This window comes from Komagataeibacter xylinus (assembly GCF_009834365.1).
Classification (GTDB): Bacteria; Pseudomonadota; Alphaproteobacteria; order Acetobacterales; family Acetobacteraceae; genus Komagataeibacter; species Komagataeibacter xylinus_D.
In genome coordinates this window covers 294716-311829 of sequence record NZ_CP041348.1, presented here as the reverse complement: position 1 = coordinate 311829, position 17114 = coordinate 294716, and the positions used below count along the sequence as shown (strand labels likewise).

General features: G+C 64.2%; 19 protein-coding genes. 8 read left to right on the top strand and 11 right to left on the bottom strand.

What is annotated here, in order from left to right:
- Positions 1–53: 53 nt before the first annotated feature.
- The 3 genes from FMA36_RS01620 to FMA36_RS01610 are packed head-to-tail and all read right to left on the bottom strand — an operon-like array spanning position 54 to position 1931.
- The gene (locus FMA36_RS01620; protein ID WP_159260285.1) at positions 54–1208 is read right to left on the bottom strand and encodes a 5-(carboxyamino)imidazole ribonucleotide synthase; all 1155 of its coding nucleotides are present in this window, start codon (positions 1206–1208) and stop codon (positions 54–56) included.
- The gene (gene purE / locus FMA36_RS01615) at positions 1205–1705 is read right to left on the bottom strand and encodes a 5-(carboxyamino)imidazole ribonucleotide mutase (protein WP_276612595.1); all 501 of its coding nucleotides are present in this window, start codon (positions 1703–1705) and stop codon (positions 1205–1207) included. Before purE ends, FMA36_RS01620 begins: the two co-directional genes overlap by 4 nt.
- A gap of 25 nt (positions 1706–1730) precedes the next feature.
- Complete coding sequence (locus FMA36_RS01610; RefSeq protein ID WP_061272640.1) at positions 1731–1931, bottom strand: YdcH family protein; 201 nt, start codon at positions 1929–1931, stop codon at positions 1731–1733.
- Positions 1932–2089: 158 nt separating this feature from the next.
- On the opposite strand from FMA36_RS01610, the gene FMA36_RS01605 reads away from it, so the two are divergent.
- The gene (locus tag FMA36_RS01605) at positions 2090–2260 is read left to right on the top strand and encodes a YdcH family protein (RefSeq protein ID WP_078526835.1); all 171 of its coding nucleotides are present in this window, start codon (positions 2090–2092) and stop codon (positions 2258–2260) included.
- A gap of 52 nt (positions 2261–2312) precedes the next feature.
- Here the strand turns inward: FMA36_RS01605 and FMA36_RS01600 are convergent, their stop codons facing one another.
- The 3 genes from FMA36_RS01600 to rpmE all read right to left on the bottom strand — a co-directional run bounded on the left by FMA36_RS01600 (position 2313) and on the right by rpmE (position 4141).
- Positions 2313–2900 (bottom strand): DUF1013 domain-containing protein, encoded by a 588-nt coding sequence (locus tag FMA36_RS01600; RefSeq protein WP_130729986.1) that lies wholly within the window; start codon positions 2898–2900, stop codon positions 2313–2315.
- A gap of 314 nt (positions 2901–3214) precedes the next feature.
- Complete coding sequence (locus FMA36_RS01595; protein WP_159260283.1) at positions 3215–3724, bottom strand: Hsp20 family protein; 510 nt, start codon at positions 3722–3724, stop codon at positions 3215–3217.
- Positions 3725–3910: 186 nt separating this feature from the next.
- Complete coding sequence (gene rpmE / locus FMA36_RS01590) at positions 3911–4141, bottom strand: 50S ribosomal protein L31 (RefSeq protein ID WP_061272648.1); 231 nt, start codon at positions 4139–4141, stop codon at positions 3911–3913.
- Between the two features lie 249 nt (positions 4142–4390).
- Here rpmE and mscL point away from each other — a divergent pair, with 249 nt between their 5' ends.
- Together mscL and FMA36_RS01580 are read left to right on the top strand one after the other, a co-directional pair.
- Positions 4391–4900, top strand: a complete 510-nt coding sequence (gene mscL / locus FMA36_RS01585; RefSeq protein ID WP_159260281.1) for a large conductance mechanosensitive channel protein MscL — start codon at positions 4391–4393, stop codon at positions 4898–4900.
- Positions 4901–5136: 236 nt separating this feature from the next.
- Positions 5137–5592, top strand: coding sequence for a hypothetical protein (locus FMA36_RS01580; protein WP_159260279.1), 456 nt, complete (start codon positions 5137–5139; stop codon positions 5590–5592).
- A gap of 91 nt (positions 5593–5683) precedes the next feature.
- Here the strand turns inward: FMA36_RS01580 and secF are convergent, their stop codons facing one another.
- Both secF and secD read right to left on the bottom strand, forming a co-directional pair.
- The gene (gene secF / locus FMA36_RS01575; RefSeq protein ID WP_159263477.1) at positions 5684–6634 is read right to left on the bottom strand and encodes a protein translocase subunit SecF; all 951 of its coding nucleotides are present in this window, start codon (positions 6632–6634) and stop codon (positions 5684–5686) included.
- A gap of 13 nt (positions 6635–6647) precedes the next feature.
- The gene (gene secD, locus FMA36_RS01570; RefSeq protein ID WP_159260277.1) at positions 6648–8198 is read right to left on the bottom strand and encodes a protein translocase subunit SecD; all 1551 of its coding nucleotides are present in this window, start codon (positions 8196–8198) and stop codon (positions 6648–6650) included.
- Positions 8199–8503: 305 nt separating this feature from the next.
- Between secD and FMA36_RS01565 the strand changes: the two genes are divergently transcribed.
- Positions 8504–9505, top strand: a complete 1002-nt coding sequence (locus FMA36_RS01565) for a Gfo/Idh/MocA family protein (RefSeq protein ID WP_159260275.1) — start codon at positions 8504–8506, stop codon at positions 9503–9505.
- Here the strand turns inward: FMA36_RS01565 and FMA36_RS01560 are convergent.
- From FMA36_RS01560 to FMA36_RS01550, 3 genes are all read right to left on the bottom strand, one after another.
- Positions 9493–11319, bottom strand: coding sequence for an ABC-F family ATP-binding cassette domain-containing protein (locus FMA36_RS01560; RefSeq protein ID WP_159260273.1), 1827 nt, complete (start codon positions 11317–11319; stop codon positions 9493–9495). The genes FMA36_RS01565 and FMA36_RS01560 overlap by 13 nt on opposite strands.
- Positions 11320–11372: 53 nt before the next feature.
- Positions 11373–12752 (bottom strand): alpha,alpha-trehalose-phosphate synthase (UDP-forming), encoded by a 1380-nt coding sequence (locus FMA36_RS01555; RefSeq protein ID WP_159260271.1) that lies wholly within the window; start codon positions 12750–12752, stop codon positions 11373–11375.
- 123 nt (positions 12753–12875) lie between these two features.
- Positions 12876–13616 (bottom strand): response regulator, encoded by a 741-nt coding sequence (locus FMA36_RS01550; RefSeq protein ID WP_159260269.1) that lies wholly within the window; start codon positions 13614–13616, stop codon positions 12876–12878.
- Positions 13617–13743: 127 nt separating this feature from the next.
- On the opposite strand from FMA36_RS01550, the gene FMA36_RS01545 reads away from it, so the two are divergent.
- From FMA36_RS01545 to FMA36_RS01530, 4 genes are all read left to right on the top strand, one after another.
- The gene (locus FMA36_RS01545; protein WP_159260267.1) at positions 13744–14235 is read left to right on the top strand and encodes a sigma-70 family RNA polymerase sigma factor; all 492 of its coding nucleotides are present in this window, start codon (positions 13744–13746) and stop codon (positions 14233–14235) included.
- Between the two features lie 104 nt (positions 14236–14339).
- Positions 14340–14912 carry a sigma-70 family RNA polymerase sigma factor gene (locus FMA36_RS01540; protein WP_159260265.1) on the top strand — a complete coding sequence of 191 codons (573 nt, stop codon included), beginning with the start codon at positions 14340–14342 and terminating at the stop codon, positions 14910–14912.
- A 148-nt stretch (positions 14913–15060) separates the two neighbouring features.
- Entirely contained in the window at positions 15061–15243 is a 183-nt protein-coding gene (locus FMA36_RS19410; protein WP_061272675.1) for a hypothetical protein, read from the top strand.
- Positions 15244–15245: 2 nt separating this feature from the next.
- Positions 15246–17051, top strand: coding sequence for a sensor histidine kinase (locus FMA36_RS01530; protein WP_159260263.1), 1806 nt, complete (start codon positions 15246–15248; stop codon positions 17049–17051).
- Positions 17052–17114 lie beyond the last annotated feature (63 nt).

Sequence of the window (17114 nt, the reverse complement as noted above, 5' to 3'; positions counted from 1 at the left end):
GGCTTTTGAACAAAACATCTATTATCTCGGGCGGCCTGTTTTTAAGCAGCCTTTCAGGGAGCCGTGTCTTTTTCCTTTACAGGCGTTGCAAGAGGACCGAGGGCAGCCTCAACACCGAACTCACCTGGCAGGCTGCCGAGTGGAAAGATCACGTTCACATGCCCCATCTTGCGTCCCGGCCGGGCCTTGGCCTTGCCGTAATGGTGGGCCAGCAGGTGCGGGGTGGCCATGATTTCAGGCCACAGCGCCATGTCATCCGGGCCGATCAGGTTTTTCATCACCGCGTCGCTATGGCGGGTGGCAGGTGGCAACGGCAGGCCGGTTACGGCACGCACATGCATCTCGAACTGGTCCACCGGGCAGGCATTCATGGTCCAGTGGCCCGAATTATGCGGGCGGGGGGCGATCTCGTTCACGCGCAGACTGCCGTCGTGGTCCACGAACATTTCCACGCCCAACAGGCCCACAAGGCCAAGAGCTGTGGCAATGCGTCGGGCCAGGTCACGGGCCTGTGCCGCAAGATCAGGGCTGATGCGGGCCGGGGCCAGGCTGATGTCGAGAATGCCGTTGCGGTGGCGGTTCTCGGTTACGTCAAAGGTGCTGATATCGCCCTGCTCGTTACGCGCCACCATCACGCTCACCTCGCACGCGAAGCGGATCATGCCCTCGGCCACCAGCGGGTGGGGGCGCAGCGTATCAAAAGCGTGGTCCAGATCGGCAGCGCTGTGAATGCGGGCCTGTCCCTTGCCGTCATAGCCCAGCCGCGTGGTCTTGAGGATGAAGGGATAGCCCAGTGCTTTCGCTGCGCGGTCAAGGTCGGCGCGGCTTTCCACCGCATGCCAGGGGGCGACGGGGATGCCGTGTTCGCCCATGAAGGTCTTCTCGGCAATGCGGTCCTGGCTGATGCGCAGGATCGCGCCCGCCGGGTGGACCGGGCGCAGGCTGGAGAGCAGGTCAAGCCCGTCAGCGCTGATGTTCTCGAACTCGAAGGTGATGACATCCACCGCACCGGCAAAGCGGCGCAGGGCGTCGTGGTCATCATAGGCGCCTAGGGTTACGGCATGCGCCACCTGGGCTGCGGGGCCATCGGCCTCGGTGGTCAGGATATGGGCGCGGTAGCCAAGGCGGGCAGCGGCAATGGCGGACATGCGGCCAAGCTGGCCACCGCCCACAATGCCCAGAACGGAACCGGGGGGCAGCATGCTCATCGGGTTGGTTCATCCGCCACGGCGGCCGTCTGGGCCGCGCGCCATGCTGCCAGCCTCGTGCCAAGTGCCGGGTCGGACAGGGCGAGGATGGACGCCGCCATCAGGGCGGCATTGGTGGCCCCTGCCTTGCCAATGGCCAGCGTGCCCACGGGGATGCCGCCGGGCATCTGCACGATGGAAAGCAGGCTGTCCATGCCCTTGAGCGCATGCGATTCGACCGGAACTCCCATTACCGGCAGCGCCGTCCAGGCTGCACACATGCCCGGCAGGTGAGCCGCCCCGCCCGCGCCTGCGATAATGACCGAGAGCCCGCGCCCCTGGGCTGATTTTGCATAGTCGGCCAGACGGTCCGGTGTGCGGTGGGCGGAGACGATGCGCACCTCATGCGCAACTTCAAGCTTTTCCAGCACGGCGGTGGCATGGCGCATGGTTTCCCAGTCGGACTGGCTGCCCATGATGATTCCCACGCGGGGGGAGGCGGAAGAAGGGTGGCTCACGGTTTGAAATACTCTCGTCAGGTCGTCAGGCAATACTGTCGGGGATCAGGCGGCTTTCCAGCCAGGTGATCTCGTCCTTGAGCAGCAGTTTGCGCTTTTTCAGCCGTTGCAGCTGCAACTGGTCTGATATCTGCAGGGCCATGCGGCTTATGACCGTGTCAAGGTCACGATGTTCGCTGCGCAGTTCATGCAGCTTGCGAAGGAGGGTCTCGCGATCTGTCAGCATGGCGGCTCATCTGTTCGGTGGGCAGGGCCCTAGTCTAAGCATATCCGCGCCAAAAGGCGAAATGCGCGCCTTACCCCACGGTCTGCAATTTTAGCATGGAATTCGCCCGCGCGTCTGGTCTAGCCTGATCGGGTCGTAGCAAAACGCTGGAGGATTCCATGTCGTATGAAGCGCGTATCAACAGCCTCAAAACTCGCCATGCGCGGCTTGATGCCCGCATTTTTGATGAAGATCGCAGGCCGCTGCCCGATGAGGGCGCGATCAGGCGGCTCAAGCTGGAAAAACTGCGCGTAAAGGAAGAAATCGAGCGACTGGCCAGGCTGGGCTGAACAAAAGGCCCTGCTTTCCGCCCGGCGGCATGGGCCACCGGGCGGTCAGGCTTTAGAGCGCGTGTTCGCTGTCGTCGTCGAGTTCGAGCGGCGGGGGCACGGCCTGGCCTTCACGGGCAAGGCGCTCATTGGCGGCAGCAACCATGGCATTGAGGTCGGTCTGGCTGCACAGGCCCAGCGTGACGGGATCACGCGGCTTGATGTTGGGGCTGTTCCAGTGCTGCTTGCTGCGCACTTTCTCGATCGTGTCCTTGGTGGTGCCCAGTAGCTTGCTGGTCTGCTGCTCGGACAGTTGCGGGAAGTTGCGCAGGATGAACGCAATCGCATCAGGCCGGTCATTGCGCTTGGCCACCGGCGTGTACCGTGCGCCCTTCGAGCGGCGGTTGATCGGGTTGGCGGGCGGCAGGATCTTGAGGCGCGACTCAGGGTCTTTTTCGCAGCGATCGATTTCCGCCTGGGTCAGCTGGTGGTTGGCAATCGGGTCATAGCCCACGATTCCCTGCGCCACTTCGCCATCGGCGATGGCCTGCACCTCAAGGGGGTGCATTCCACAGAATTCGGCAATCTGGGTAAAGGTCAGCGCCGTCTTTTCAATAAGCCACACGGCGGTGGCCTTGGGCATCAGGGGCAGGGCAGTCATTGTCACTCAGGTCCTACAGCGTGTGGCGCCACACGCAGGCACCTGAAAGGGTGTTTGAAACGGCTCCATCCCGAAGCGGGAACCGTGCGTGCCTGCTGGCGCGCCAGAAACGGAAAACACTCGTGGAAGTGATATGAAGGTTGAGGGCGCCAAAGGTCAAGACTTCAATCCGCCCGCGCTGGATGTTTCGCATCCATCAGCCCCGGACATTGCAAATACGCTGACCCGCCGGGCAGGCAGCCACACCATGCAAAACAGGGGCAGGCCAGATGGCCCGCCCCCGTCGTCAATGGCGCTGCCATTGCGGGTTCTGCTCAGGCGGCGCAACCGCAGGCGGCAGGTTGGGCCGCCATGGCAGGTGCCGCAACGGAGTCCGGGGGTGGTGCGCCTTCCATGCCCATGACCTGCCCTGACGAGATGGGAATGCGGCGCGGCTTGAGCGCCTCGGGCACGATCTGGCGCACGGCAATGCGCAGCAGGCCGTTGGTCATGTCCGCCTTTTCCACCACCACGTGGTCGGCAAGAACGAAGCGGCGCTCGAACGCGCGGGTGGCGATGCCGCGATGGAGCATCTCGCGGTCCTGCGTGTTTTCCGCCACGCGACCGGCCACGATCAGCGTGTTGTCCTGCACGGTCAGTTCGATGTCATCAGGGCCGAAGCCTGCCACCGCCATGGTCAGGACATAACGGGCATCGGACAGTTTTTCGATATTATAGGGCGGGTAGGACGGGCTTACCGGATTCTGGGCTGCCGTATCGACAAGCTGGGCCAGCCGGTCAAACCCGATCGCGCTGCGAAACAGTGGTGCGAAATCATAAGCCATGTTCAAAACCTCCATGAAGCAAGGTCTGCGGGTGGGCGGCTCCTCGGTCGAGCGGGCCGCGCTGTAGGGAAGATGCGAACCCGCTCGGGCGTTCGCATGGTCCAGACATGGGAATGCCCGGCCCCCCGTTCAAGGGACCGGGCATTGCCGGTAACCGCAGTGTATGTTCGGTGGAGGTGAGGGTTATCAGCCCTTCTTGCGCTGGCCCAGCGCGCCGAACTTCTTGTTGAACTTGGCGACCTGGCCCCCGGTGTCCATCATGCGCTGCACGCCGGTCCACGCCGGGTGGGACTTGGTGTCGATGTCGAGGCGGAGCGTATCGCCCGGCTTGCCGTAGCAGGAGCGGGTCTTGTACTCGGTGCCATCGGTCATGATGACATTGATCTCGTGGTAGTCGGGGTGGATGCCGGATTTCATTTCAAACAACTTTCGCGCTGGGCCCACCGATGCCGACCGGGGGCGTATGTTCGGCTGGCCTATAGACGAGATGGGCGCCCGAGATCAACACCCGATAACAAGAAAACCCGCGCCCGCTGCGGGCAGGCAGGGTGTTACCGCGTTGCATCAGGCAGCCGGAATGGCAAAAAAGCGGCGTTGATGCAGTCGTCACGCGCGCCCGATGTTGCTAGGAATGAATTTCTTCTGAGAAATAAAGGATTGGCGTTAATGGCAAAACTGCCGGATCACGTGCCTGAACTGCACGTCAAGGATATTCATGTGCCTGGCTGGCTGGGCGAATTCCGTAACTTCCTCATGCGCGGCAACGTGGTTGACCTCGCTGTCGGTGTTATCGTCGGCGCGGCTTTCACGGCTATCGTGAACAGCCTGGTGAAGGATATCTTCACCCCCATCCTTGGCCTGCTCATTGGCGGCATCGACTTCACCAACCTGTTCGTCACGCTGCGCGGCCCGCATCTGGCCACGCTGGCCGATGCGCAGAAGGCAGGCGCCGTCACGCTGAACGTGGGCCTGTTCCTCAACGCCGTGATCCAGTTCATCATCATCGGCTTCGTGATTTTCTGGGTGGTCAAGGTCATCAACCGCCTGACCGCGAAGAAAGAAGCCGAGAAGCCGGCAACGCCGCCCGCACCCCCGCGTAGCGAACTGCTGCTGCAGGACATTCTCGACGTGCTCAAGACCGAAGCCGCCCAGAAGGGCGAGGCCCCCAAGGCCTGAACGCACGCCCCAGGCGCAGCGTAAGGAACGGGCACCCTGTTGTGGGTGCCCGTTTTTTTTGTGTCCTCCCGCATACTTGTGCCCGGTGGCCCGTGTGCCCACTATCGGCAGGCGCGGGTTGATCGGATGCAGCGTTTGTGTAACCCGATGGCCGTAACCCGCCCGCCTGGCCACGGCGCGGGGCATGCGTTGTGCATGAAAGAGAATTTTCAAAGCCGTTACAGGGTTGGCGCTACATGATTGATATTCGAAGACATGTCCGTTCCGGCATGCTGCTTGTGGCGGCAGTCGGCCTGCTTGGGGGCTGCCACGGTCTGCGGCGCCCGGACATGGCGCGTCTGCCCGGCCCGGCACAGGATTACCTGCTGGTCTCGACCTATTTCATGGCCGAGGGCAGCCTTGTCAGCCGCCTGCAGGATGGCGGGCTGTCGGGCCAGCAGGTGTATGACATGGCGGCCTCGCTTAAATACGGCAAGCACACGATCATGACCGTGCTGCAAAAGCCCTCACGCCGCACGCGCCGTGAAGGCAGGCAGGCCGTGGCCCTCATGGTGGCCTGCGCCAACCAGCCCGACCCTTCCACGCTGAATGGCGTGGCACCTGCACGCTGCCTTCCCGGCGCGCCCCTCATGCCCGTCAATGCAAACGGGCAGGTGGTCGTGCCGCCTGCGGCTGGACCTGCCCCCAGATAGTGTGGAGAAAAGCTTCAAAAAAAGAATGCCGCCTTTTTGAAAAAAGGCGGCACCCAAAACTTTTAAATTTTATGAATTTGACGTTGCGCTCTCACGAGCGAGCGGGCGGCCGTGCATCCCGCCGCAGGCGCTTTTCGCCCATCAGCAGCAGCAGCGGCGCTGCAATGAAGATGGAAGACGACGTGCCCACCACAATCCCGAACAGCATCACCCACGCAAAGCCGGACAGGCTCGCCCCGCCAAACAGGGCCAGCGGCAGGGCGGCCAGAAAGACGGTGCATGACGTGCCCAGCGTGCGGCTCAGCGTCTCGTTGATCGACAGGTCGATCAATTCGGCCAGCGGCATGGTGCGGTATTTGCGCAGGTTCTCGCGCACGCGGTCATACACCACCACCTTGTCGTTTGTGGAATAGCCCAGAATGGTCAGGATGGCGGCCACCATCACCAGATCGAACTCAAAATGCGTAATGACCAGAAAGCCGATGGCCTTGGTCAGGTCCAGCACCAGCGTCACCACCGCGCTGACCGCGAACTCCCATTCAAAACGGAACCAGATATAGGCCAGGATCATCAGCAGGCTGATGCCCAGCGCCAGCATGCCGTTGCGGAACAGTTCCCTTGATACCGAGGCCCCGACCGCATCCGCCCGCAGCACCTGCGCGCCCGGCAGGGTGGCGATGGCATGGCGCACGGAGTCGACCATGGCCTGCGTGCGGGCTTCATGGTCGGGTTCGCTGTCGGGGGGCGTGTCGAGGCGGATCAGCACGTCGTCCGGCCCGCCAAAGGACTGCACGCCCGCAGCCGAGACATGCTCGCTCGCAAGGGCTGCGCGGATGACGTTGAAATCAGCCGGCCCCTGCGTGCGGGCCTCGACCACGATGCCACCGCGGAAATCCAGCCCCAGCGTCAGCCCGGGGTGAAAGAACAGGATCAGCGACGCAATGGACAGCACGGCGGACGTTGCCAGCCCGATGAAGCGCCCGCGCATGAAGTTGATTTTCGTGCCGCGCGGCACGAACCGGAGAAGGGGACGATCAAACATCATTCGGCGCGCCTCAGACCGGCAGGGTGCTGGGGCGTGTGCGGGCATACCAGCGCACCATCAGCATCCGGGAAAGGAGAAGGGTGGTAAACAGGGTTGTCACGATACCGATCGTGATGGTCAGCGCGAAGCCGCGCACCGGCCCGGTTCCGAAAACGAACAGCATCACATGGGCCAGCAGCGCGGTGGCGTTACTGTCCACGATAGTGGCGGTCGCGCGTTCGAAGCCTGCCTGCATGGCCTGGAGCGCGCTGCGGCCACGGGCCACTTCCTCACGGATGCGCTCGTTGATCAGGATGTTGGCATCCACCGCCATGCCCAGGGTCAGCAGCATGCCCGCCATGCCCGGCAGGGTCAGTGTTGCCTCGAACAGCGAGAGGATGGCGGTCATCAGCACCAGGTTGGCCAGCAGGGCCATGTTGGCGTACCAGCCGAACCGGCCATAGAACAGCGCCATGAACGCGATCACGAGCACGAAGCCGGCGGCAAGGCTGTAGCCGCCTGCCCGGATCGAATCAGCACCGAGCGACGGGCCGATGGAGCGCTGCTCGATTACATTGAGCGGTGCGGGCAGGGCGCCCGCGCGCAGCAGCAGGGCGATGTCGGTGGCCTGCTGGGCGGAGAAGCCGCCGGTAATCTGCCCGTTGCCGCCGGTAATGGCGCCGCGGATGACCGGGGCCTCGATCACCTTGTTATCAAGCACGATGGCGAAGCGCTTGCCCACATTGGCGCGGGTCACATCGCCAAATTCCTGCGCGCCGGTCGAATCGAAGGTGAAGTTCACCGCCCATCCGCCGCCATCGGGATCAACCGAGGCGCTGGCATTGGTCAGGTCAGCGCCATCTACATCCACGTGCGAAAAGACCGGCAGCGTGCCCTGTCCCTCGCTCATGGGCAGCATTTCCACGCCTGCTGGCGGCACGGCGGAGCCAATGGCGGAATCGGCCACAAGGTGGAAGGTCATCTTGGCTGTGGTGCCGAGCAGGTTTTTTACCCGCTCGGGGTCGCTGATGCCCGGCAGCTCCACAATGATCCGGTCTTCGCCCTGGCGGGTGATCTCGGGGTCGATCGCGCCGGTGGCGTCAATGCGGCGGCGCACGATCTCGATGGACTGGGTCACCGCATCATAGGCGCGCTGGCGGGCGGCATCGGGCGAGAGCGTGAGGGCGATCTGCCCGCCATCGCCCTGTTCCACCCTGAACTCGCCCGGCACATTCATCGGCATGCTGCGCAGCGCCTTGAGGTCAGGCTGCGTCTCGTCGGGCGTGCGGGGCGTAAACGTCACGCCGCGGGGGCCGGTGGCAAGGTTGCGGTAGCCCAGCCCGGCCTTGAGCAGGGTCTGGCGTGTCTGGTCCTGCAGGCCGCGCAGCCTGTCGGCGGCAACACTGGCCATGTCCACCTGCAAAAGCAGGTATGAGCCGCCACGCAGGTCAAGGCCCAGATGAATCTGGCGCCATGGGAGGGAAGGGCTGGGCTGGCGGATGAAATTGGGCAGGCACAGCGCCAGCCCGATCAGACATACGCCAATGACCGAAGCCATTCTGAGCCGACTGTAATACATCATGACTTGATGGAAAGCTCCCTGCGCCCGGCTGAGCCGGTTCCCTTGCCCGGCATGGTCAATGTGTCGTGTGCACGTAAAATCAGTGCGGGAACATGCCGCCCCACGCCCGATGATGCAACCGCTGATGCACCGAGCGCCTGCCCGGCGTTGCCGTTTTGCCGCATTGGCAGGGGGAAGCGGGCATGGCGGGGGGCTGTGCGACCGGCGTGCCGGCTGCTAATCCGGCAGGGGGCCGTTTCAAAAGCGCGGTAACAGGCCTGCTTTTGAAACGGCCCCGAAAGAACGGCATGCACGGAAGGCAGGATATGGCGCAGGCAGCACGGCGGTTACGCATCGGCATTGTGGGGGCAGGGCATTTTGGCCGCTTTCACGCGCTCAAGGTGCTGTCTGGCGCGCGGGAGGAACTCGTGGGCATCCATGACCCCGATGCCGCGCGGGCGCGCAAGGTGGCTGATGAGGCCGGTGGCGTGCCGGTGCTGTCCTACCCCGACCTGCTGGCCCGTTCTGATGCGATCATCGTGGCGGCGCCGGCGGAATATCATTTCGACCTCGCCCGCGAGGCACTGGCGGCAGACCGGCACGTGCTGGTGGAAAAACCCATGGCCGCGACGCTGGAGCAGGCCGATGAACTGATGCATCTGGCGCAGAAGCATGGCGTGGTGCTGCAGGTGGGGCACCTGCTGCGCTATTCCGCCGAGCACCGGGCCATTACCGAGCGCATTACCCGCCCGCTCTATATCGAGGCGACCCGCATCGCGCCCTACAAGCCGCGCGGTACGGATGTATCGGTCATTCTTGACCTCATGATCCATGACCTCGATCTGGTTCTGGCCATTGTCGACAGCCCGATCGAAAGCGTGGATGCGCTGGGTGCGGCGGTGAGTTCACCGTTCGAGGATATCGCCAATGCCCGCGTGCGGTTTGAAAATGGCTGCGTTGCGACCATTGCTGCCAGCCGCATCTCGCTCAAGACCGAGCGGCGCATGCGTGTGTTCTCACAGGAGGGCTATCTCTCCGCCGATTTCATGAAGCGCGAACTGACCATGATCGGGCGCGAACGTGGCCTGCCGCTGCCGGGCACTGGCGGCTTCCGCCGCGAATCGGTCACGTGGCGCGACCATGACACGCTGGCCGCCGAACACGCGGCCTTTGCCGCTGCCTGCCTTGATGGCGTGAAAGTACTGGTTGATGGCGCGGCAGGCCGCCGGGCGCTGGCAGCCGCCCTTGCAGTTACGCAGGGCATTGCCGCAACACGGGCGCAGATGGAGGCCTCGGGGCTGATCATTCCCCCCGTTCAGGAGGACTGAAGCGTCTCGCGCAGCATTTCAAGCTCCAGCCAGCGTTCCTCGGAAGATGTCAGGTCGGCCTGCGCCTTTTCGAGGGCGGCGGTAGCGGCGGTGAAGGCGGCAGGGTCGCGGGCATAAAGCCCGCCATCGCTCAGGATTGCCCGCAGACGCTCGATTTCCGCCTCGAGGGCAGCCATCTGCTTCGGCAACTGCTCCAGCGCATGCTTGTCCTTGTAGGTCATCTTGCGCGCGGGCTGGCGGGGCGAGGCGGTGGGCGTGACATCGGTCGTGGCGGGTGGGGCCTCACTGCGCTCGGTGCGGGGGCGGGCGGCGAGTGTTGCATCCTGCCGCTGGGCCAGCATGTCGCTGTAGCCACCGGCATATTCCACCCATCTGCCACCGCCTTCAGCCATAAGGATGGAGGAGGCGACCCGGTCGAGGAAGTCACGGTCGTGGCTGACGAGCAGCACCGTGCCGGAATAGGCGGCCAGCATCTCCTGCAACAGGTCGAGCGTTTCAAGATCGAGGTCGTTGGTCGGCTCATCGAGCACCAGCAGGTTCGAGGGGCGTGCCAGCGCGCAGGCCAGCATCAGTCGCCCGCGCTCACCGCCTGACAGCACGCCCACCGGGGTGCGCGCCTGCTCGGGGCGGAACAGGAAGTCCTTCATGTAACCGATCACATGGCGCTTCTCGTCGCCCACCTGCACCATGTCGCCACCGCCGCCTGTCAGCGTATCGGCCAGGGTGGCCTTGGGGTCGAGCGTGCGGCGCTGCTGGTCCAGGGTTACGACCGATAGCGCGCTGCCGATATTGATCGTGCCCGAATCCGGCTTGTCCTGCCCGGTGAGCAGGCGCAGCAGCGTGCTCTTGCCCGCGCCATTGGCCCCTACAATGCCCAGCCGGTCCTTACGCAGCACGCGCAGGTCGAGGTGACTGACCACGGGGTGGGCGGGGTCATAGGCGCGGCATACATCCTCGGCCACGGCGACGAGCTTGCCCGACAGGTCGCTCTCGCGGGCTTCCATCTTCAGGCCGCCCTGCGGGCGGATGGCGGTGCGGCGCTGGTTGCGCAGTTCGGCCAGTTCGGCCACGCGGCGCACGTTGCGCTTGCGGCGCGCGGTCACGCCGTAGCGCATCCAGTCTTCCTCGCGCGCGATCTGGCGGTCGAGCTTGTGGCTGTCGCGTTCTTCCTGCTCCAGCACTTCCTCGCGCCAAGTCTCGAAGCGGGCGAAGCCCTGGTCGAGCCTGCGGGTCACGCCCCGGTCAAGCCACACGACCGAGCGCGACAGTGTCTCGAGCAGGCGGCGGTCATGGCTGATGATGACCATGGCCGATGAGAGTGAAAGCAGTTCACGCTCCAGCCATTCAATGGTCGGCATGTCGAGGTGGTTGGTCGGCTCATCGAGCAGGAGCAGGTCCGGCTCGGGGGCCAGCGCGCGGGCCAGCGCGCAGCGGCGTGCTTCCCCGCCCGAGAGGGTCGAGGGGTCTTCCGTGCCGTTCAGGCCGAGTTCGGTCAGCAGCAGTTCGGCGCGGTATTCCGGGTCGTTTGGCCCCATGCCTGCGCGCACGTAATCCAGCGTGGTGGCAAAGCCCGACAGGTCGGGCTCCTGCGGCAGGTAGCGCACCGTGGTGCCGGGCTGGAGGAAGACCGTGCCGTCATCGGCCTGGATCTCGCCCGCCGCAATGCGCAGCAGGGTGGACTTGCCGCAGCCATTGCGCCCGACAAGGCAGACCCGCTCGCCGGGGCCGATGCCAAATCCCGCGCCATCAAGCAGCGGCGCGCCGCCAAGGGTCAGGGTAATATCCTGGAGGAGGAGAAGGGGAGGAGGAGCCATACCCGCTTATGTCGTGTCAGGCGGGCCGGGCGCAAGGTCCGTGTAGGCAACCCCTATTTGCGCACCGTGCTTTCCAGCAACTGGAGGAAGGACAGCCCCCAGCCCAATGCCGTGCGGTTGGCGATGGCGTTCCAGCAGGCCTGCCAGCGTTCACGCTTTTCGGGTGCGGGCATGGCCAGCGCCTGCTCGAGCGCATCGGCCATGCCATCATGGTCGAGCGGGTTGACCAGCAGGGCCGCATCAAGCTGGCTGGCCGCCCCCGCCAGCCGCGACAGGATGAGCACGCCGGGGTTCTCGGGGTCCTGGGCTGCGATGAACTCCTTGGCCACGAGGTTCATGCCATCGCGCAGCGGGGTGATGTAGCCGATATCGGCCAAGCGCATGTAGCCCGCCACCGTGGGGCGCGGGCTGCCGCGGGTGAGGAAGCGCAGCGGCGTCCAGTCCGCCTGGCCGCGATGGGCGTTGAGCTTGCCGATCTGGTGCTCGAGCTTCTTGCGCAGCGCCTTGTAGGAGGCGACCTCGGTGCGGCTTTCGGCCGCGATCTGCAAAAAGGTGACCTGCCGCTCGCGCTTGGGGTAGGTCTCGAGCATGCGCTCATAACCCGCCAGCCGGTGGTCCAGTCCCTTGGTGGGGTCCATGCGGTCCACGCCAAAGATCAGCTTGCGCCCCGCCAGCGAGCCCGAAAGGCGCTTCAGGTCCTGCGAATCGGCTGCGGTGGCTGCGGCGCGTGCAAAGGCCTGCGGGTCGATCTCGACGGGAAAGGTGCCCACGCGCACCGTATGGTCCTCGAACATCAGCGTGTCCTCACCCTTGAGGACCGCGCCTGCCGTGCGGGTTGCGGCGAAGATGAAATTGGCGGTGTCATCAGCAGTCTGGAAGCCGAGCAGGTCCGCCTTGAGCAGGTCACGCAGGAAGGTGCCGCCATCAGGCGCCGTGGCCAGCATGTCGGGCGCGGGGAAGGGCGTGTGCAGGAAGAAGCCGATGGGCTGGCGCACCCCGTTGCGGCGCAGCAGGGCGGGCAGCGGCAGCAGGTGGTAGTCGTGTATCCAGATGATGTCATCGGGCCGCAGCAGGGGCAGCAGGTTCTCGCAGAAGCGCTGGTTGACCGACCAGTAGGTTTCAAGCTCGCGGCGCTCGAAGTGGATGTGCTCGGGCAGCGAGTGCATGAGCGGCCACAGCGTGGAGTTGGAAAAGCCGGTGTAGTAATTGCGGTGCTCGGCGGGGGTGAGGCCGATGGTGGCGTATTCCACTCCTTCGGCCTGCTGGTGTTCAGGCGGCAGGTGGGCGGCGTCGGGGTGGCAGGTGCCGTTCCAGCCAAACCACATGCCGCCCTGGCGGGCCAGCAGGTCCTTGAGCACCACCGCGAGGCCACCGGGCCGCAGCCCCTCCTTGGGAACGGGAACGCGATTGGAGACGATGACCAGCCGTTTCATTCTGCCCTCTCTTCACTCAGCTGTCGCATGGCGGCCCAGCTTCGTCCGGCAGCAACCGGGGCAGCATACACATCTGGCCGGGGAGCGGGATGCCGGTTGCGCCGGGACTGGCATGCGGCTTTGTCAGTTCAGCGGTACCCCGCCCGATACGGCCTGATAGGTGGATACCGCCAGCGTCAGCGGTTCGAATGGCTTGGTGATGACGAAGGCCGGCTCGATCGTATCGCCCGTGAGCAGCCGTTCGGGGTAGGCGGTGACGAAGATGATCGGAATGTCCTGGTGCTGCAATATGGCCGAGACGGCATTCATTCCGTCACCGCCATCGCCGAGATTGATGTCGGCCAGGATAAGGCCGGGCCGGGTCTCGCGTGCAAGGCGCACGGCCTCCTCCTCGCTGCTGGCAACGCCGGCAATGGTGTGGCCGCACTGGCGCACCAGTTCCTCGATATCCATCGCGATGATCGGTTCATCCTCGATGATCAGCACGCTGGTCTGGGCGCACGAGCGCAGGCGGGCATGGGCATCCTCCAGCATGGCGGCGGCCTGCGGCGGGGCAATGGCCAGCACGCGGGCAGCATCATTCACGCTGAGTTCCTCAAGCGAGGTGAGCAGGAGCAGCTTGCGCGCCAGCGGCGGCATGCCGCCCGCCTTCGCATCCTGCGCGCCGTGCTGGGCATGGTGGCGCGAGATCCATTGGTAAAGGCGTAGCCTCGGTGGCAGGGTGGGGTCATCCACCGCCATGAGTTCGCGCAGGCTTTCGGCCACCAGAAGGTCGCCGCTCGACTGGCTGCCACATAACGCACGGGCGTAACGCCGGGCATAGGGCAGGGCGCGAAGCAGGTCTTGACGCCGTGATAGCGGCATGAGGCATTCATCTCCCCAGATAAACTGTTACACTCCGGATCATGACAGCGTTAGACTGTGCTGCAAGAGTTGAAGAGTAAACAAACTGGAATCAGGAATACCATTTGATCCGTCACGGGTCACGCACTTGCGTGGGGAGATCCTGTCTCTCCTGCCACAATTGCGTGGTTTTGCCCGTTTCCTGACCGGCCAGCCCGCGGCAGCGGATGACCTGGTGCAGGAAACCGTGCTGCGCGCGCTCGGCGCGCTCGAGCAGTTCACGCTGGGCACCAGCATGAAGGCGTGGCTTTACACCATCGCGCGCAACCTGTTTTACGAGCAGGCGCGTAAGGGGCGGCGCGAGCGTGATGTGATGTCGGATTACGCCCGTCGCCCCGACCAGGCCGAAAGCGACACCAGTGTGGGGGAGGCCGATGAACTGCGCGACCTCAATGGTGCGATCTGGCAGCTCACTCCCCGCCTGCGCGAGGCGCTGGTGCTCGTGGGCGTGCAGGAAATGACCTATGCCGAGGCCGCCCTTGTGTGCGGCGTGACGGTGGGCACGCTCAAGGCTCGCGTGTCACGCGCGCGCGCCCAGATCATGGAATACATGCAGGCGGGCGCCGCCGGCGAAGGCTGAGGGAACCGGTGCGCGGTGCTCGCGTTTTCGTTACATGGAAAATGTAACCTTTCATCCCTCCCGTTCATTGCACTGGCATGAACGACGAAACAGGGGAGATGAAAATGACCAGCAGCTTTCATGACCAGATGATTGCAATCCTGCCCCGACTGCGTGTGCAGGCCCTGTCGCTCACGCGCAACCGGGCGGCAGCCGATGACCTGGTGCAGGATGCCGTGTGCAATGCGCTGGCCGCCCAGCACAGCTTTACGCCGGGCACCAATTTCTCGGCATGGATGCACCGCATCCTGCGCAACCGCTTCATTTCCGACCTGCGCAAGAAGCGCGAGACCGGCAATATCGAGGATGTGCCCGCGTCCAGCATGGCAGGCAGCGGCGCGCATGAAGAACGCCTGATGGTCAAGGAACTTGCCGAGGCCATGAACCGCCTGCCCGCCGACCAGCGTGAGGCGCTGGTGCTCGTGGTGATGCAGGGCATGAGCTATGACGAGCTTGCCGTCGCCACCAGTTGCGCCGTGGGCACCGCCAAGAGCCGCGTATTCCGCGCCCGCCGCCAGCTTGCTACGTGGCTGTATGGCGAGGAGCGCGATATCTCCACCGTTGAACTGCGCGGGGCGGTGCAGCGCCTGCGTTCGCGCACGCAGGCCCGTGTCGCGACGACCGCTGCATCGGCCTGAGACGGGAATTCCCACTTTGAATTATGGCGTGAATATGGCACTGACACTGATATCTTCGTCAGTACCTCGGGATTCTACAGGGTAATGATACGGCCCTGGCACGTAGGCAGGGGTTGTGTGAAGTGGGAATTTACTTCGGGATAATGCGATGGCTCTGAAGGACAAGTGTCCTCCCAGGCAACCAGGAAAGAAGTCCACAAGCAGATCGGATGATGCGTTCGAGCTATGGCTGAGGCGAGGGCTGCACCAGTTGTTCGATGATGTGACCAAAGAGCCTGTTCCCGAGGAGCTGCTGCGTCTTATTGAGGAAGACCGGAAGCGGACAAAATAGACATGTCCGTTCCACCTTCTTCCGGTCGGGGCGGCAGGCACGGGCGCCATCGCAGCCTGTTTACGCGGGTCGGGCGCGTGTTCGATGCCGTGCGTGGCCGGATGATGGCGATCATCCTGCTCGCGGCCATGCCCATCGCCCTGATCGGGGCCGTGCAGGCATGGCACAGCTATCATAATACCCTCGAGGCACCGGGCTACCGCACGGACATGGCCGTGGCGCGCATCGATCTTGAACTGCACCATGAATCCGAGCATGTCGCCTCGCTGCTGCAGGCGGTGGCGCGCATGCGGCTCGACAGTAGCGGGCTTGCGCGCATGCTCCAGCTTGTCGAGTCCCTGACCGGGCGGCATTACAGCCAGATCGCGCTGGCTGATGACCGGGGAAATATCGCCGCCGCCGTCGGCCCCGACCATGAGGCGCCCACCCTGACCGTTGACGAGATGCCCCGCTTTCAGGGCGATGTGAAGGTCGTGGCCATACCTGATGCACTGACGGGCGTGCCCGGTCACTTCCGCATCACCGTTGCGGCCATGATTGGCGATGATGCGGGCCGCCCGGCGCGCTCGGGCTATCTTACCGCCATCATGCCGCTGTCATGGCGCAGTGCCATGCTCCAGACCAGCGACCCCCGGCTTGACCTGATGCAGCAGAATGGCCCGATCGAGATCTGGGTCATGGACAGTCACGCCCGCGCCACAGCGCCCCTCTGCGCGGATTGCAACTGGCAGGAACATCCGCCGGCGCGGATCATGCAGTGGGCGCGCTTTGAGGTCATGCGTGGCGTGGAGCACGACCACATCACCCTGCCTGAAGGCTCGTATTCCATCGGGCGAGTGCAGGGTGGGGTATATGTGCTCACCATGACGCGGCGCAACGCCAGCGAGCGGCATGCGGTGGTCATGTTTGCCATTTCGCTTGTTACAAGCGGGGTGCTGCTGCTCGTGGGGCTTCTGGGGGCTTCGAAAAGTGCTGATGTGCTGGTGATAACGCCCCTGCGCCAGCTCACGGCCTCGGTCAACCAGTGGCAGCTTGGCGGGGTGTATGACGTGCGCTCGAACTGGGCCATGCCGCTTGAGGTCAGGCAGCTTGCCCATGCCTTCAGCAAGGCTACGCGCAGGCTGGCGCGGCATGAAAAGCGCCTTGAGCGCGCGCAGGTGCGCCAGGAACTGCTGCTCAAGGAGATGCACCACCGCGTCAAGAACAACCTGCAGATCGTGGCCTCTCTGCTCAATCTGCAGGCCGGCCGCATCCGCCAGCCTGGCGCGCGCGAGGAATTTGCCCAGGCGCGCGACCGTGTGCGCGCGCTGGCCACCCTGCACCGCTATCTGTATGCCGATGGCGAGCTGTACAGCCTGAACATGCAGAGTTTCGTGCGCGAACTGTGCGGCCAGATCATGCATGCCATCGGTGAATCCGATGAAGGCCGGATCACGCTCGACATCCGCGTGGATGACCTGCTGATGGTGCCCGACCAGGCCGTGCCGCTGGCCCTGATCGTGACCGAGGCGGTCAGCAACACCATCAAATATGCCTTTCCCGACCAGTTGCACGGCACGCTTGAAGTGGGCCTGCGCGCGCTTGATGGCGGCCGGGCGTGCCTGTGGATCGCCGATAGCGGTGTGGGCATGGCAGCGGGCCGCAACCTCAGGGGAGCGGAAGACGAGCGCAGCGGGATCGGCATGCAGCTGATCCGCGGCTTTGCGCGGCAGTTGGGCGGTACGTTGCAGATGTTCGAGGAAAACGGCACCCGCTATGTGCTTGTTTTTCCGTTAAAGCAGCCCGATCAGGATGAACTGGCCGACTGAATGCATGCAAAAATGCATGGCAGAGTTATCTCACGGGCAGTTTATGGCGGCGCATGATGGCTG